This window comes from Erwinia rhapontici, from assembly GCF_020683125.1.
Taxonomy (GTDB): Bacteria; Pseudomonadota; Gammaproteobacteria; order Enterobacterales; family Enterobacteriaceae; genus Erwinia; species Erwinia rhapontici.
Genome location: NZ_CP085627.1, coordinates 2,326,635 through 2,342,885, shown reverse-complemented (window position 1 = coordinate 2,342,885; position 16,251 = coordinate 2,326,635). Strand labels below are relative to the sequence as shown.

Here is a 16,251-nt window from a genome sequence, read left to right as displayed (position 1 = left end):
CGGGGGATTTTATGCTGCATATCAATTCTCAGCAAAAAAATATATTGTCTTCGTAGCTTGTGATTCTGCTGCTTGCCGAATACTGTTGCTAAAATAAGAAGATACCACCTGCAAAGTAGCACCAAGGGAGATAAAAATGACCGATGAACAAGGGCAGACGCTACTGTATGCATATTTTGGCACCAGCAGCCCTCATTGGCGTTTATCCTCCGACAGCGATGCGCTGCATTTTGCCGAAGACGAAGGGGGCGAAACCAACATTGCCGTCCCGCTCACTCCCCCGCAAGCCAGCCTGTTGCGCAGCATGACGGTGATCACCACCAGCGTGAATCTCACCATCACGTTGTACGGTAATGCACTGTCCATGCATCTGGTCGGCAGGAAAGTCTCCCAGATTGCCTGGGCGGGGACCGCGTCAGCATGGGGAGACACTTCCTCGGTCGCGCGCGATCTGGTGCTGGGTCTGTCATTTGCAGAACAGGTGGTATCTGAAGCCAATTCCGTCATTGTCATCGTCGATCAGCAAGGTCATATCCAGCGCTTTAACCGCCTGAGTGAAGAGTACACCGGCCTCAAAGAACAAGAAGTGATCGGCCGTAATGTGTTTCAGCTGTTTATGTCACGCCAGGAAGCGGCGGCCTCACGGCGTAATATCAGCATGTTTTTCCGTGAAGGCAGCTCCTATGAAGTCGAGCGTTGGATCAAGACGAAGAAAGGTCAGCGTTTGTTCCTGTTCCGCAATAAATTCGTCCATAGCGGCAGCGGAAAAAATGAGATCTACCTGATTTGCTCCGGCACGGATATTACCGAAGAGCGCCGAGCCCAGGAGCGTCTGCGCGTGCTGGCCAATACCGATACCATTACCGGCCTGCCGAATCGCAATGCCATCAATCACGAAATCACTGAAGCACTGGAAAAACGTGCTAACCAGCAGATTGGCGTGGTCTACCTTGATCTCGACAATTTCAAAAAAGTGAATGATGCCTACGGGCACATGTTCGGCGACCAGCTGTTACAGGCGGTTTCTCTGGCGATTTTGAGCTGCCTTGATAAAGATCAGACGCTGGCGCGCCTGGGTGGCGATGAGTTTATTGTGCTGGCCGAAGACACCAGCCAGGCCGCATTAGAAGCGATGTCGTCGCGTATTCTTGAGCGCCTGAAGCAGCCGTTCCGTATCGGGCTGATTGAGGTTTACTCCGGATGCTCCGTGGGCATTGCCCTTGCTCCGCAGCATGGCGAAGATCGTGAAAGCCTGATCCGCAATGCTGATACGGCGATGTACACAGCGAAAGAGAACGGGCGCGGTAAATTCTGCATTTTCTCAGCCGAAATGAATCAACGGGTGTTTGAATATCTCTGGCTCGACACCAACCTGCGCAAGGCGCTGGAACATCATCAGTTGGTGCTCCACTATCAGCCGAAAGTGAATGCCGATGGCACGGTCACCAGTGTGGAAGCGCTGGTACGCTGGATGTCCCCAGAGCGTGGGCTGGTACCGCCGGACAGTTTTATTGCCTATGCCGAAGAGTCAGGATTGATCATCCCGCTGGGACGCTGGGTGATATTGAGCGCGCTGGAGCAAATTATACGCTGGCGCAAACAGGGCATTGACCTGCGGGTGGCGGTGAATGTGTCGCCGCGCCAGCTGATTGACCAAAGTATCTATACCGACCTGAAACTCGCCCTGGATCAAGCCGGACTGGAGGTCTGCCCGATTGATATTGAGCTGACCGAAAGCTGCCTGATTGAGAATGAGGAGCAGGCGCTGGCATTAATGAAACAGTTTCAGAAACTGGGTGCAGCCGTACATCTGGATGATTTCGGTACGGGTTATTCATCGTTGTCACAGCTGGCACGCGTGCCGATTGATGCGATTAAGCTCGACCAGAGCTTTATCCGTGGCGTAAACCAGCAGGTAGTCTCTCAGTCACTGGTCAGGGCGATTGTTGCCGTTGCTAAGGCGCTGAACTTGCAGGTGATCGCGGAAGGGATTGAGACGGAAGAAGAAGCGGAGTTTGTGATGGCGAACGGTGTGGATACCCGTCAGGGGTTCCTGTATGCGAAGCCAATGCCCGCTGAAGAACTCGAGCACTGGCTTACGCGGCATCATGCCATTACGGCTTCCTGAGAACGATAAATTAGCCCGCTTTCAGCAATGACTGCGCACTGTGGCGGTTTTGCAACTGGACTAAACGCTCCATATAGGCGATATCTTTCGGCTCCATAGTAAAGGCAAAATCAACCCAGTCTTCCGTAATATCCATCAGTTCTGCACGCGTCAGCTGAAGCACCCGCTGACGGGCTTTCAGCATCGCTCTGACACCGTTCAGCTTCGGTTGCAGCGTATCAATAAACGTACGCGTGCAGCGATAGCCCTCTCCCGGCTGGAACAGGCGATCCACCAGGCCGCGCGTTTCAAACCATTCTGCAGTATGCGACTCCCCTTCACAGATCAACTCTTCGGCCAGTTTCATCCCGGAACGGCGTGCCACCAGTGAGTAACCGCCCATGCCAGGGAACAGGTTAAAGGCAATTTCCGGGAACCCCATACGGGCGGTATTTTGTGCCAGGATGAAGTGATGCGCCAGCGCGGCTTCAAATCCACCGCCCAGCGCGCTCCCTTCCACCATCGCGATGGTAACAGCACCCGTGTCGAAGCCACGCGCCGCCGCATGAATGCAGTCCACGCAGGCACGGGCATAGGCACGCAGGGCTTCGCGGCGGCCATTTTTAATCGTTTCGACAAAGAAACGCAGATCGCCGCCGGCATTAAACATGGTCGGTACCAGCGAACCCGTGACCCAAAAATCAATCTTCAAACCGGAACGCTGAGCAGCGTAGCTGAGGTTCATGATCTCCTCGATCAGCTGATGATTAAAACTTGGGCGAGGTTGGGCGCGCAGCATCATCCACATGGTGCGACGTTCTTCTTCATAGTAGGCAGAGAGCTGCGTCATTTGTCCAGCTTCGTTGAACAAGCGGCAAGTAGTCTGATTTATAACGGTCATAGCATTATCCTCTGTTTCATTATGCGTTCTTCGCAGCTCCAGCCTAATCCAGAGTGTCATCATGCTAAATGGGTGTTTGATTTTTAAGATAAAATAAAGAAATTCCTCACGCCATATGTGCACGACGAAATGCAATCAGAACCGCTGAATTGACGGGATAACAGGAGAGACTTGCGGCAGGATAAGGATGAAATACTCAAGCGTGGTCGAACAATAGATAAGGATAATCTTAATTTGGCGCCGTTATAACCCGACGCCAGCTGATGATGTTAGCGGCTATTTCTGCCCGTAATAGGCATTTTTGCCATGTTTTCGCAGATAGTGTTTATCCAGTAATACCTGCTGCACTGCCGGCAGCTGCGGCGTCAATTGCTGACTGAAAATGCCCATGTAAGCCACTTCTTCCAGTACAACGGCACTGTGGACCGCATCCTCCGCGCTGCGGCCCCACGCAAACGGCCCGTGCGAGTTCACCAGCACGGCTGGGATCGCCAGTGGGTCAATATTGCGCTGTTGCAGCGTTTCAATGATTACCTGCCCGGTTTGCCACTCGTAGCGTTCAAGGATCTCCTCATCGCGCATCTGGCGCGTGCAGGGAATGGCACCATAGAAATCATCCGCGTGCGTTGTGCCCCAGGCGGGAATATCTTTTCCTGCCTGCGCCCAGATGGTGGCATGGCGCGAGTGAGTATGGACGATGCCGCCAATATCAGGCCAGGCAAGATAGAGTGCACGGTGAGTGTCCGTATCCGATGAAGGACGTTTGTCCCCTTCTATCACTTCCCCGGACGCCAGCGCCACGACGACCATGTCGTCCCGCTTCATGTCGTCATAACTGACACCTGAAGGCTTTATCACCATCAGCCCCTGCTGGCGATCGATAGCACTGACGTTTCCCCAGGTGAACGTCACCAGTCCGTAGCGCGGTAACGCCAGATTTGCTTCCAGTACTTGCTGCTTCAGTTGTTCCAGCATGTTGTTGTCCCCGTTATGGCTGCTGATTTATTGTCAGCGCCACTTGATGATCGGGGTATGGAGGCATCTGCTGTATCAACGGCAGAATCCGACTGTTCCCGTGGTTTTGAGTGATCACACTCGCTTAAGACACAAGGGAAATTAAGAGTTTTTACCTGTTAAAATATCCGGTAATAATTCAAAATAGTTCACAGAAATTAACCTGGGTGATAGTAAGATGTCTAACCATCCAGATGTACCGTTGCCGACCCCGGATTCAGCCCTAAATCCTGAAGGCGATTTTTTATACTGCTTTTTGCCTGTTCAGTGACAGAAGTCACTTGAAAAAACGATGGAATCGGGTCGGGATTACAGAGCGTCCTCTATACTGTAGAGGTATCTCGTCGCTGTTCTTTAAGGAGAGTCATTATGTCTATCACTGCAAAACGCATCACCGCCGCCGTGCTGGCCGCAACCTTAGTTCTTTCTCTGAGCGCTTGCTCAAACTGGTCTAAACGCGATCGAAACACGGCCATCGGCGCAGGTGCTGGCGCAATTGGCGGTTCTATTCTGACAAATGGAAGTGGTTTAGGCACCGTGGGTGGCGCCGCAGTTGGCGGGATCATCGGACATCAGATCGACAAATAAAAAGCAGCTTGTTGGGGGCCTGACGTTGTTCAGGCCCCTGTTATTGGTCAGCCTCCGGCCAGTTTGACCTTAAAGCCTTTCGCTTCGAGCAGGGTTTTTAACAGATCGCGTTTATCGCCCTGAATCTCAATCACCCCGTCTTTTAACGCCCCGCCGCAGCCACATTTTTTCTTCAGTTCGGCCGTCAGCTTGTTCAGTCCGGCATCATCCAGATCGATACCGCTAATCAGACAAACCCCTTTGCCTTTACGCCCGCTGGTCTGCCGCTGAATGCGAACAATGCCATCACCTTTCGGACGCTGCACAGTCGTTTTGGGCTCATCAATGCGCCCGGTTTCCGTGGAATACACCAGGCGGCTGTTGTCATCGGCCATGATTATGCCTCTTGCAGGGAACGAAGGATGTCACGCAGCGTTGCCGCCGGATCGGCTGATTGGGTAATCGGACGCCCGATCACCATATAATCCACCCCGGCTTGCTTCGCTTCCTGTGGCGTCATGATGCGGCGCTGATCGCCAACATCGCTGCCTGCCGGGCGAATCCCCGGTGTCACCAGACGGAAGTCCTGGCCTATCGCCTGCTTGAAATGACGGGCTTCCTGCGCGGAACAGACCACTCCGTCCAGACCACACTGATGTGTCAGACGTGCCAGACGCTCGGCCTGCTCTGCCGGGGAGAGTTCAATCCCCAGGCCGCGTAAATCATCGGCATCCATGCTGGTCAGCACCGTGACCGCAATCAGCAGAGGCGCATCGTTACCAAATGGCAGCAACGCTTCACGCGCAGCGCTCATCATCCGCGCACCGCCGCTGGCATGGACATTCACCATCCATACGCCGAGGTCAGCCGCCGCCGCCACCGCATGGGCAGTTGTATTAGGGATATCATGGAATTTCAGGTCGAGGAAAACGTCAAATCCGCGCTGTTGCAGATCGCGCACCCACTGTGGGCCAAACAGGGTAAACATCTCTTTGCCGACTTTAAGGCGACAACTGCCCGGTTCAATCTGATCGATAAACGCCAGAGCGCGATTGCGGTCCGCATAATCTAACGCCACCACAATCGGTGAACCGGTAACCTGAGGTGAAAGCATGGATTTACCCTCTTTGAGTGGAGCACCGCATGGCGCAAACGATAAACGGCATGCATTCTACCTGCGACGCGGGCAAATGCACAGTTAAGCTATGAGGAATTATTGTGATCGGCAGAGGGGGCGTTACGGCAAGATGGGGCCAGGAGGCGGTGCAAGGTCAGAAGTTACAGGGGTAAAAAAACAACATCGTCAGTTTCAGGCCGCTAAACCCTGACTCTCGGGTTCATCAACTGCATGCATGTAAACTGACGAGGGTAGTGGAAACACACGGCTGACTTAGCGTGCACAGCTTCCATTCATCAACGCACTTTCACCACAGCGACGGCCATTGGCCATCTGGCACATACCTACTGAGCTGCCGTCCAGCTGACGCGATAACGCCAGCGTGCCTCCCGCGTTGGAACAGGCGCTTTCAGCCATGTCGGCCATCACTACCCGGGCCGGGACATGGGCTGCCGTGGCCTGTTGCGGTGGCTCATTATCACTGTCGCTACTACAGGCTGACAGGAATAACGTGGCTGCCGCCAGCAAAAATGTCGCTGCTTTCATGAGGTCAGGCTCCGGGATGTAGGCTGGAATGCGTTTGCCAGCATAAGCTACGTTGCGCATCAGGTCGATAGCTGTCACGGATTCTTACAAAATCATTCCACTGGAAATATCAATAGCGCAACGTCTTAATTTATTGTCGAGTCGGGCGAAATGCAATGCAGCCTGAAAAGATCATGTCAAATGGGGGTAATCATGCCAGGCTTACAGGCTGTTAAATTCTGGCGGCGGGATGGCATTCCGTTATCAACGCCGTCGTTTGACGTTTCTAAAGGAGAGACAGATGTCTGATACACCGATTTTGATCGTTGCTACTTTTGCTGCTGCGACAGGGAAAGGCAATGCGCTGTATGAAGTGCTGAACCGCTGTGTGGCGCCGAGCCGTCTTGAGGAAGGAAACGTACATTACGATCTGTATCGCAGCGTCGAGAACAGCGATCTGTTCCTGTTCCACGAAACCTGGAAAAGCGCGGCGGCTATCGAACTGCATGAAACACAGCCCCACTTTAAAGCGCTGCTGGCGGGCGTTGAAGGTCTGCTGGCAGAACCCCCGGTGATTACGAAGATCTAAAGGGTGTTTTAGCGGGCTGACCGAAACAGAAGGCCAGCCCCTACATCAGAGATGAGAATCGTTATTTCACTAAACGTGCCCGGCACGACTTCCCTTTGATCTTCACGTCTTTCAGTTGCCCCATCACCTGACGCGCCTGCGTCTGGCGGATAGCAACGTACGCCTGCGTTGGACCAATATCAATTTTCCCGACCTGATCGCCGGTCAGTCCACCGTCACCCGTCAATGCCCCGAGAATATCGCCCGGGCGGATCTTTGCTTTACGCCCGCCGTCCAGACTCACGGTTACCATCTCTGCCGGTAATGGCTTCGCGGCAACAGATTTCAGCTCGGACACATTGCGCCAGGCCAGTTTCTGTTGCAGATAATCTTCCAGCGCATGCGCACGGATCATCTCATCCTGCGCCACGAAGCTGACAGCACAGCCCTCCTCTCCGGCTCGGGCCGTACGGCCGATGCGGTGAACATGGACTTCAGGATCAAACGACAGCTGATAGTTAACCACCATCGCCAGCGATTTGATATCCAGACCACGGGCGGCAACATCGGTCGCCACCAGCACACGGCAGCTGCCGTTCGCGAAACGAATCAGCACCTGGTCACGGTCACGCTGCTCAAGATCACCATGCAATGCCAGCGCACTGATGTTACCGGCTGTCAGCGCATAGGCAATGTCATCGCATTCACGTTTGGTGTTGCAGAACACCACGCAGGATGACGGCTGGCGCTCGCTGAGCAGGCCAATCAGCGCCGTCAGTTTCTCACGTGGACCAGCTTCGTAGAATGTCTGTTCAATCTTCGGCAGATCGGACACATCGCCCGTTTCCACCGTCAGCGGGTCACGCTGAATACTTTGGCTGATCTGAGCGATGCCCTGCGGCCAGGTGGCCGAGAACAGCAGCGTCTGACGTGTTGGTGGACAGTGGCGAATAATACTGTCGATGTCTTCGCGGAAACCCATCTCCAGCATACGGTCTGCTTCATCCAGCACCAGCGTATTGATCCCGTCCAGCTTCAGGGTTTCGCGTTTCAGATGATCAAGAATACGGCCCGGCGTGCCCACCACGATTTGCGGCGCATGCACCAGTGAATCACGCTGTGCGCTCAGCGGTTGCCCGCCACACAGGGTGAGAATTTTAATGTTGGCGGTGAAACGCGCCAGACGGCGCAGTTCTTTGGCAACCTGGTCTGCCAGCTCGCGCGTTGGGCACAGCACAAGCGCCTGGGTAACGTACTGGCTGGCATCCACGCGATGCATCACACCCAGACCAAAAGCAGCTGTTTTGCCACTGCCCGTTTTTGCCTGAGCGCGAACATCCCGCCCTTCAAGAATAGCAGGCAGCGATTCCGCCTGAACCGGCGTCATGTCAAGGTAGCCGAGTTCATTCAGGTTTTCGATCTGGCTGGCAGGGAGTTGTGTCAGGGTAGAAAAAGCAGTCACGGAAGAGTTCTCTGGTAAAACGGACAGGATTATTGGCGCAGAGTGTAGCAGAAAACCACCGGGGGCGGGGAGAAAAGCGCTGGCGATCATGCCACGCAGCGCTGTGTGTTGTGTCGTCTGACTAAGATAAAACCAACGCGATTAACAGCCAGAAAATCAGGCAGGCCGCCACCATCGCAATCCAGGTATTTCTCCGGGTCCATTTCATAGATATTCCTTCTCCTTACTTTCGATCTTAACGCCACCACACGGGTAAAAGGTGGGATTAATCCGAAATTCTCGGTGGTCATTATAGTCAAGCCAGGCCCCGGGTGTCGCCTGTTTATTATGAGGATACCCGCGCCAGGAACCGGCCCTGAGCAAAACAGGGGGGAAAATGAGCAATAAAAATTTGATGTAAATACTGAAGGAATTAACGGCGGGAAAAGCGAAAACTTAAGGGGCTTTAGGAAATCCAGATTATTCTTAGTGATGTGAGGCTATCTGCCGCCCCTGATAACGGGGCGACAGTCGAACCAGGCTATTGATCTTGATAAGGATCTTTTTTGTCATCATCACTGTCGTCGCGTGTACGTGGGATCTCACCATGCTCGTTAGGATTATCTTTGGCCGGATGTTGATCGGGTTTTGGTTTTTCTTTCGACATTACGCCCTCCTCTCGCTTGTTTACACTAAGCGTAGTTGATGACGCCCCATCTTTCACTCTTCCTAAGTCATGTCAGGGGCATCGGCGCAGGCAGGTGTTGCCTGTGTCAGAATCAGAGATTGGCAACGTCAATATAGAGCGATTTATCAATGTTGGTTGACGAAACGGTGGCCTCGGTAAAGGCATATTCCGCTCTGTCACCGCTACGATCCAGAGGTAACGCCTCAAAATCGAACAGGTTCTTGTCCGCTAACTGGCTTGGACTGATATTCTGGATGGACTTGAAAACGCTGTCGACACGGCCCGGCGTCTTTTTATCCCACTCCATCAGCATCGCCTTGATGGCCTGACGCTGGAGATTTTCCTGCGAACCGCACAGATTACAGGGGATGATCGGGAATGCTTTATATTCTGCCCAGGCGATCAGATCTTTTTCCCGGCAGTACGTCAACGGCCTGATAACCACGTTACGCCCGTCATCAGAACGCAGCTTAGGGGGCATCGCCTTCATTTTTGCACCATGGAACATATTAAGGAACAACGTCTCAACGATGTCATCCATATGGTGGCCCAGCGCGATTTTCGTTGCGCCAATCTTCTCGGCAAAGGAATAAAGCGTGCCGCGACGCAGGCGCGAACATAAGCCACAGGTCGTTTTTCCTTCCGGGACTTTCTCTTTAACCACTGAATAAGTGTCTTTATCCACAATGTAATAAGGGATATTTAAGCTATCGAGATAGGCGGGCAGAATGTGTTCAGGAAACCCTGGCTGCTTCTGGTCCAGATTGACGGCAATAATCTCAAATTTGATCGGTGCCACCTTTTGCAGGCCGAGAAGAATATCCAGCATGGCGAATGAATCTTTGCCCCCGCTCATGCAGACCATTACCACATCGTTGTCTTCAATCATGTTGTAATCGGTAATGGCAGTGCCAACATTTCTTCTGAGGCGTTTCTGGAGTTTATTAATCTCCAGGGTTTCTTTTCTTACATCCACTTGATTCATAAATACTTCTCTGGGCCCTGGGAGCTTTATAGCGATGTATATCAGCTGACTCTTTAAAGGGATATTATACGGAAGTTTCCCAGGGCCCTGCCATCAATTTTTCCTGACCAGAGATTTTATTGAAGATGCACATGCGGTGGCGGATCAATAATCGGGTCGGGGTCAATCGGCGGTGGATCGGGTAACGGCTGTGGTGTGGGAATGGGACCAGGAACGGGCGCCGGGTCGCTGAGTGGTTCAGATGAGCGAATCGCCATAATACGGTCAACAGGCATACCTTCCTCCTCAAACATTGCATGAACCTTAAGCGTAGGACATCTGACCGCGCTGGCAAACGCGCAAAAAAAAAGCCGGCGGATAGCCGGCGTCGTACGAATCAAATGTGCTATGCATTAATTCAAAAAAGGAAGTAAGACAATATGGAGCGCAACGCCCATCGCTTGACGTTGCATTCACCTGCGGGAAAGAGTTTGCCCTGAACCACGGGGGGATTTATTGATGTCGATCAGCTTTCGGGCCGTTTATTGCGTCTCTTCCGCAATAATTATCATTTATCACAACCATTTACGTTTCCGTAACCACCAGGCAACCCCGATAACCAGAAGCGTCAACAGCAGGCAGAAGGTCGCAAAACCATAATGCCATTCCCCCCCCGGTATCCCACCCAGATTGACGCCAAACAATCCCGTCAGGAAGGTCGTCGGCAGGAAAACCATTGCCAGCAGCGACATGGTATAAGTGCGGCGGTTCATCGCTTCTGCCATCACCGTGCTGATCTCATCCGCCAGCACGCCAGTACGTGCCACGCTGGCATCAAGGTCGTCCAGCCCCCGCCCTAAGCGGTCAGAAATATCCTGCATACGACGACGATCGTCATCGCTCATCCAGGGAAGACGTTCACTGGCAATACGTGAAAAGACATCGCGCTGCGGTGCCATGTAGCGCCGCATGATAATCAGTTGCTTACGAATCAATGCCAGCTCACCGCGTGGCGGCACCTGTTGATCAACCACCGCATCTTCCAGGTCGATGATCTTATCGTGCAACTCTTCAATAAACTCGCTGGTGTGATCGGTAAGCGCATCGCAGACATCCACCAGCCAGCTGCCACCGTCCACCGGGCCATTGCCATTTTTCAGGTCGGTCAGTACTTCATCGATGGCAAAGACTTTGCGCTGCCGGGTTGAAACAATCAGCTTCTCGTTGATAAAAACGCGGATCACTACCAGTTGTTCCGGGCGTGATTCGCTGTTGAGATTGATGCTACGCAGGGTGATCATGGTGCCATCACCCAGCCGGTTAACGCGTGGACGCATACTGTCGCCGCCCAGCGCATCACGAACCGCGTCAGGCAGCAGCGGGGTCGACACCAGCCAGTCTGCGCTCTCACGGTGGGTATAATTCAGGTGCAGCCAGCACGGCTTGTCACACGTCAGCACATCGCTGTCGTCGATCGGGATTAACCCGCCCTTTCCATCTAACTGACAGGAAATAATCGCGTCAGACACCTGCAATGATTTACCAGCAATAACATCCACGTTTGCGTCGCCCTCAACATAATCAATGCGATACAGTCTAGCCTGTGCTGAAGCGGTTGCCTAATCTGACCCACTTCCTGAACGTTAATAATCGTGACAATCTGCAAACAAAGCGCGGGATAAAAGTCGATCCCGGTCACGAAAACCACTTATTCTATCCCCTGCCTATTGCTAACCCTCAGCGAGTAAGGAAATATCGCTGCAACAAAAACAGGATTGCTACTGATTTTCAGGCAAAACCTAAACTGCTTTTCACGCCCATTCGGCGATGTTGAAGCAGTTTAGGTTTTTTTTTGGCCTGAATTCAGCAACGGCCCGAAAACATAGACCCAACATAATTCAAGGTGCAGGAAGGCAGCCCACACACCTGCACCGTGAAATATGAAGGTTACAGATGTCGAAACCAGGAGCATAAGATGAAGTACCAGGTTTTATCAGAAGAGATCCTGCAAGGTGTAGGCGGCAAAGAGAACATCAATTCGGTGATGCATTGCGCTACGCGTCTGCGTTTCAAACTTAAAGACAGCCGTAAAGCCGACACCGCAACGCTGAAGGCCAACGCTGGCGTGATTATGGTGGTGGAAAGCGGGGGTCAGTATCAGGTGGTGATTGGTAACCACGTCAGCGAGGTCTATCAGGACCTGCTCACCACAGCGGGATTGGCAGACGACAGCAGCAATAACGCGGACGAGGATAAAGGTTCGTTGTTTGCCCGCTTTATTGACATTGTTTCCGGTATTTTCACCCCGTTTGTCGGCATCATGGCCGCCTCCGGTATTCTTAAGGGATTGCTCTCTCTGGCGCTGGCCTGCGGCCTGACCACGGAAACCACCGGCACCTACATTACGCTCTCTGCGGCCGGTGATGCCGTCTTCTACTTCCTGCCGATTTTGCTGGGCTTCAGTGCGGGCAAAAAATTTGGCGGTAACGCCTTTACGACAATGATTATCGGTGCGGCGTTGGTCCACCCGATGATGATGGCGGCCTTTACGGCTTCACAGGCGGGTAGCCCGCCGCTGCACTTCTTCGGCATTCCGATGATCCTGATTAACTACAGCTCATCCGTGATCCCGATTATCTTCGCGGCCTGGTTCTCCTGCCTGATTGAGCGCGCGGTGCACAACCGCCTGCCGGGCGCGGTTCGTAACTTCACCACCCCGCTGATCTGTCTGGCCATTGTGGTTCCGGTCACCTTTATGCTGATTGGCCCGGTCGCCACCTGGGTCAGTGAACTGCTGGCAGCGGGCTACCTTCATGCCTACAGCTTCAGCCCGACCTTTGCAGGTGCCTTTATGGGCGCATTCTGGCAGGTCTGCGTGATCTTCGGTCTGCACTGGGGCCTTGTCCCTATCATGCTGAACAACCTCGCGGTACATGGCGCGGACACCCTGCTCCCGCTGCTGATGCCTGCCGTTCTCGGCCAGGCCGGGGCAACGCTGGGCGTGCTGCTGCGTACCCGTGACGTAAAACTCAAAGGGATTGCTGCGTCGGCCTTCAGTGCCAGCCTGTTTGGTATCACTGAGCCTGCGGTCTACGGCGTCACGCTGCCGAACCGCCGTCCGTTTATCTTCGGTTGTATTGGCGGTGCATTGGGTGCTGCGGTGCTCGGTTTCTATCACACCACCAGCTACTCCTTTGGTTTACCGTCAGTGTTTACCTTCAGCCAGGTGGTACCAAAAACTGGCTTTGATGCCAGCGTGGTTGCCGCGATTGCCGGGGCGTTGATTGCCTTTATTTTTGCCGCCATAACCACTTCGCTGTTCGGTCTGCCTGCGGTGAAAGCAGCAGCAAAAGAAGAAGCGGCACCCGCTGCCCCGATGGCGGTCGTCAATCCTGACCTGCTGCATAAAGAGACGCTGGTCAGCCCAATGAGCGGTGCTGTCGTTGCGCTGGACCAGGTGCCGGATGAGACCTTTGCCAGCGGTCTGCTGGGCAAAGGCATCGGTATTCAGCCCAGTGTTGGCCGGGTAGTCTCGCCGGTTAACGGCACCGTTGCCTCGCTGTTCCGCACCCGCCACGCTATTGGCCTGGAAGCAGAAGACGGTTCAGAAGTGCTGATCCACGTGGGCATTGATACCGTAAAACTTGATGGACTGCATTTTACTGCTCATGTCAGCCAGGACGACAAAGTACGTGTCGGTGACCTGCTGCTGGAATTCGATATCCCGGCGATTCGTGCGGCGGGATATGACCTCACCACTCCGGTGCTAATCAGTAACAGCGATGACTATATCGACGTGCTGGCTGCCAGCCAGCAACGCGAGGTGGCCGCAGGTGAGCCACTGCTGACGCTGATTAAATAATCTTTCATAAGGAGATCAACATGACACAACGTTTCCCACAACATTTCCTCTGGGGCGGCGCCGTCGCCGCAAACCAGGTCGAAGGCGCATGGCAGACCGAGGGTAAAGGCATTTCCACCTCGGATTTACAGCCACACGGCATTTTTGGTGAGCGTGTGGAACGTCAGGAAGGTGATTTTGGTATCAAGGATGTGGCCATTGATTTCTATCACCGCTACCCGGAAGACATTAAGCTGTTTGCCGAAATGGGCTTTACGGTTCTGCGTACCTCAATTGCCTGGACGCGCATCTTCCCGGAAGGGGATGAAACACAGCCGAACGAAGCAGGCCTGGCGTTCTACGATCGTCTGTTCGACGAGATGGCGAAATACAATATCGCCCCGCTGGTCACCCTTTCCCATTATGAAATGCCTTACGGTTTAATTAAAAAGTATGGCGGCTGGGGCAACCGTAAAACCATCGACTGCTTCGTGAACTATGCCGAAACGGTGTTCGCTCGCTATAAAGATAAGGTCAAGCACTGGCTGACTTTCAACGAAATTAATATGTCATTGCATGCGCCTTTCACTGGCGTAGGCCTGCCGGAAGAGAGTGATAAGCAGGCCGTGTATCAGGCCATCCACCATCAACTGGTCGGCAGTGCTCGTGCGGTGAAAGCCTGCCACCAGATCATCCCGGATGCCAAAATCGGCAATATGCTGCTGGGTGCCATGCTGTACCCCCTCAGCCCGCTGCCTGCTGACCTGCTTGAAACCCAGAAGCAGAACCGCGACTGGCTGTTCTTTGGTGATGTGCAGACGCGTGGATACTACCCGGCCTACATGACGCGCTACTTTAAAGAGAATGGCATCACACTTGAGATCACCGAACAGGACAAGCAGGATCTGCGCGAACCTATCGATTTTATCTCGTTCAGCTATTACATGACCGGGTGCGTGACCACCAACGAAGAGCAAAACAACAAAGCCCGCGCCAATATTCTCAATATGGTGCCTAACCCGCATCTGGCAAGCTCTGAGTGGGGCTGGCAGATCGACCCTGAAGGGCTGCGTTATCTGATGAACGAGCTGTACGATCGTTATCAGAAGCCGCTGTTTATTGTGGAAAACGGTCTGGGTGCACGCGATACCGTGGAAGCCGACGGATCCATTAATGATGACTATCGTATCGCCTACCTGAACGACCACCTTGTGCAGGTGCGTGAAGCGATTGACGATGGCGTTGAAGTGCTCGGTTACACCTGCTGGGGCCCGATTGACCTGGTGAGTGCGTCAAAAGCGGAGTTCTCCAAACGTTACGGCTTCATCTACGTTGATCGTGACGATCAGGGCAACGGCACCCTCGCCCGCAGCCGTAAGAAGAGTTTCTTCTGGTATCAGAACGTGATTAAAACGCACGGCGAATCACTGAAGTAATCCCCCCCGGGCAGCCTGGCTGCCCTTTACTCCACGCCCTGTGACGATGCGCGCTATCGCGCAGGGCGTTGTTTTATGTGACATCCTCTGGAGAGATCATGTTCAAACCGTTATTGATGGTGCTGGCATTGTCGTTTTCTGCCCCGCTGCTGGCCACCACGCCCGGGCATCCACTGCCTTTCAAACCCGATGTGGCGAAACAGGTACGGGTGATTATCAGCAGCGACGCCAAAAATGAAGCGGATGATGACTTTGCCGTGGCACACGCCCTGCTGACACCGACCTTTGATGTGCGCGGGCTGATTGCTGCCCACTACCAACGCACGGCAAAAATGATGAAGAAATTTGACCCGACCGAACCGAAAAGCTATCAGGAGTTGCAGCATCTGACCTCGCTGATGCAAGCCTCCACCCCGGTCTGGCACGGTGCACAGCATGAAATCAATCAACAGACCCAGCCGCTAAGTGAAGGTGCTGAGGGCATTATTCGGGAAGCGTTGAGCAACGACACACGCCCGCTGTTTGTGCTGGTGCTCGGCCCGGCCACCGATGTGGCGCTGGCCTTGCAGGCGCGGCCTGAGATTGCCAGTCGCTTAACCGTGGTATGGATTGGCGGCAATCCGTATCCAAAAGGCGGCTGGGAATACAACCTGTATAACGACCCGCAGGCCGGACGCATTCTGTTCGCATCAAAAGCCGCGCTGTGGCAGGTACCGCACAACGTTTATATGTCGATGCGTGTGTCACTGGCCGAGCTGGCCGTGAAAGTCAAACCGCAGGGGAAAACCGGGGAGTATCTCTGGCAGCAGATGCTGGAATTTAACGACTGGGCATCGGCTAATCTGAAAGGCATTCCCTGGCCAAAAAGTGAGGTCTGGGTGCTGGGCGACAACCCGGCGATTGCCCTGCTGCTGGACGATCACGAGTATCACTATACGATGGTGAAAGCACCGAAGCTGAATGATGATCTGACATACAGTATCGATGAAAGCCATCGCGAAATTCGTGTCTATAACGCAATTGATGCGCGCTTTGTGCTGGAAGATTTTTACGCCAAATTACAGCTGGCCTACGGTCAGTAA

The 16,251-nt window shown here is 53.6% G+C and carries 16 protein-coding genes; 6 read left to right on the top strand and 10 right to left on the bottom strand.

Features of this window, described 5'->3' with window-relative positions; translation table 11 throughout:
• Positions 1 to 136 precede the first annotated feature (136 nt).
• The gene (pdeR, locus tag LJN55_RS11040) at positions 137 to 2,128 is read left to right on the top strand and encodes a cyclic di-GMP phosphodiesterase (RefSeq protein WP_227536245.1); all 1,992 of its coding nucleotides are present in this window, start codon (positions 137 to 139) and stop codon (positions 2,126 to 2,128) included.
• 10 nt (positions 2,129 to 2,138) lie between these two features.
• Here the strand turns inward: pdeR and LJN55_RS11035 are convergent, their stop codons facing one another.
• Both LJN55_RS11035 and araD read right to left on the bottom strand, forming a co-directional pair.
• On the bottom strand, positions 2,139 to 3,008 hold the full coding sequence (locus LJN55_RS11035; RefSeq protein ID WP_133845083.1) for a crotonase/enoyl-CoA hydratase family protein: 870 nt from the start codon (positions 3,006 to 3,008) through the stop codon (positions 2,139 to 2,141).
• Between the two features lie 276 nt (positions 3,009 to 3,284).
• Positions 3,285 to 3,983 carry an L-ribulose-5-phosphate 4-epimerase gene (araD, locus tag LJN55_RS11030; RefSeq protein WP_159337175.1) on the bottom strand — a complete coding sequence of 233 codons (699 nt, stop codon included), beginning with the start codon at positions 3,981 to 3,983 and terminating at the stop codon, positions 3,285 to 3,287.
• Between the two features lie 408 nt (positions 3,984 to 4,391).
• On the opposite strand from araD, the gene osmB reads away from it, so the two are divergent.
• Positions 4,392 to 4,610 carry an osmotically-inducible lipoprotein OsmB gene (gene osmB / locus LJN55_RS11025; RefSeq protein ID WP_133845087.1) on the top strand — a complete coding sequence of 73 codons (219 nt, stop codon included), beginning with the start codon at positions 4,392 to 4,394 and terminating at the stop codon, positions 4,608 to 4,610.
• Between the two features lie 47 nt (positions 4,611 to 4,657).
• Here the strand turns inward: osmB and yciH are convergent, their stop codons facing one another.
• The 3 genes from yciH to LJN55_RS11010 form a co-directional block, all read right to left on the bottom strand.
• Complete coding sequence (gene yciH / locus LJN55_RS11020; protein ID WP_133845089.1) at positions 4,658 to 4,984, bottom strand: stress response translation initiation inhibitor YciH; 327 nt, start codon at positions 4,982 to 4,984, stop codon at positions 4,658 to 4,660.
• Positions 4,985 to 4,986: 2 nt separating this feature from the next.
• Positions 4,987 to 5,703, bottom strand: a complete 717-nt coding sequence (gene pyrF / locus LJN55_RS11015; protein ID WP_133845091.1) for an orotidine-5'-phosphate decarboxylase — start codon at positions 5,701 to 5,703, stop codon at positions 4,987 to 4,989.
• 276 nt (positions 5,704 to 5,979) lie between these two features.
• On the bottom strand, positions 5,980 to 6,252 hold the full coding sequence (locus tag LJN55_RS11010; RefSeq protein ID WP_133845093.1) for a putative hemolysin: 273 nt from the start codon (positions 6,250 to 6,252) through the stop codon (positions 5,980 to 5,982).
• 280 nt (positions 6,253 to 6,532) lie between these two features.
• Here LJN55_RS11010 and LJN55_RS11005 point away from each other — a divergent pair, with 280 nt between their 5' ends.
• Positions 6,533 to 6,820, top strand: coding sequence for a putative quinol monooxygenase (locus LJN55_RS11005; protein WP_133845095.1), 288 nt, complete (start codon positions 6,533 to 6,535; stop codon positions 6,818 to 6,820).
• A 61-nt stretch (positions 6,821 to 6,881) separates the two neighbouring features.
• On the opposite strand, the gene dbpA is transcribed toward LJN55_RS11005, so the two are convergent.
• The 5 genes from dbpA to zntB all read right to left on the bottom strand — a co-directional run bounded on the left by dbpA (position 6,882) and on the right by zntB (position 11,451).
• The gene (gene dbpA, locus LJN55_RS11000) at positions 6,882 to 8,261 is read right to left on the bottom strand and encodes an ATP-dependent RNA helicase DbpA (protein ID WP_133845097.1); all 1,380 of its coding nucleotides are present in this window, start codon (positions 8,259 to 8,261) and stop codon (positions 6,882 to 6,884) included.
• Positions 8,262 to 8,781: 520 nt separating this feature from the next.
• A complete protein-coding gene (locus LJN55_RS23910) occupies positions 8,782 to 8,907 on the bottom strand; it encodes a hypothetical protein (RefSeq protein WP_259149943.1) in 126 nt (41 codons plus the stop codon).
• A 112-nt stretch (positions 8,908 to 9,019) separates the two neighbouring features.
• A complete protein-coding gene (gene ttcA / locus LJN55_RS10995; RefSeq protein WP_133845099.1) occupies positions 9,020 to 9,913 on the bottom strand; it encodes a tRNA 2-thiocytidine(32) synthetase TtcA in 894 nt (297 codons plus the stop codon).
• A gap of 116 nt (positions 9,914 to 10,029) precedes the next feature.
• The gene (locus tag LJN55_RS10990; RefSeq protein WP_159337177.1) at positions 10,030 to 10,206 is read right to left on the bottom strand and encodes a hypothetical protein; all 177 of its coding nucleotides are present in this window, start codon (positions 10,204 to 10,206) and stop codon (positions 10,030 to 10,032) included.
• Positions 10,207 to 10,467: 261 nt separating this feature from the next.
• Complete coding sequence (zntB, locus tag LJN55_RS10985) at positions 10,468 to 11,451, bottom strand: zinc transporter ZntB (protein ID WP_133845101.1); 984 nt, start codon at positions 11,449 to 11,451, stop codon at positions 10,468 to 10,470.
• A gap of 416 nt (positions 11,452 to 11,867) precedes the next feature.
• On the opposite strand from zntB, the gene bglF reads away from it, so the two are divergent.
• From bglF to LJN55_RS10970, 3 genes are all read left to right on the top strand, one after another.
• On the top strand, positions 11,868 to 13,754 hold the full coding sequence (gene bglF / locus LJN55_RS10980; RefSeq protein WP_159337179.1) for a PTS beta-glucoside transporter subunit IIABC: 1,887 nt from the start codon (positions 11,868 to 11,870) through the stop codon (positions 13,752 to 13,754).
• A gap of 20 nt (positions 13,755 to 13,774) precedes the next feature.
• The gene (locus LJN55_RS10975; RefSeq protein WP_133845105.1) at positions 13,775 to 15,169 is read left to right on the top strand and encodes a glycoside hydrolase family 1 protein; all 1,395 of its coding nucleotides are present in this window, start codon (positions 13,775 to 13,777) and stop codon (positions 15,167 to 15,169) included.
• A 98-nt stretch (positions 15,170 to 15,267) separates the two neighbouring features.
• Positions 15,268 to 16,251 (top strand): nucleoside hydrolase, encoded by a 984-nt coding sequence (locus tag LJN55_RS10970; RefSeq protein WP_227536244.1) that lies wholly within the window; start codon positions 15,268 to 15,270, stop codon positions 16,249 to 16,251.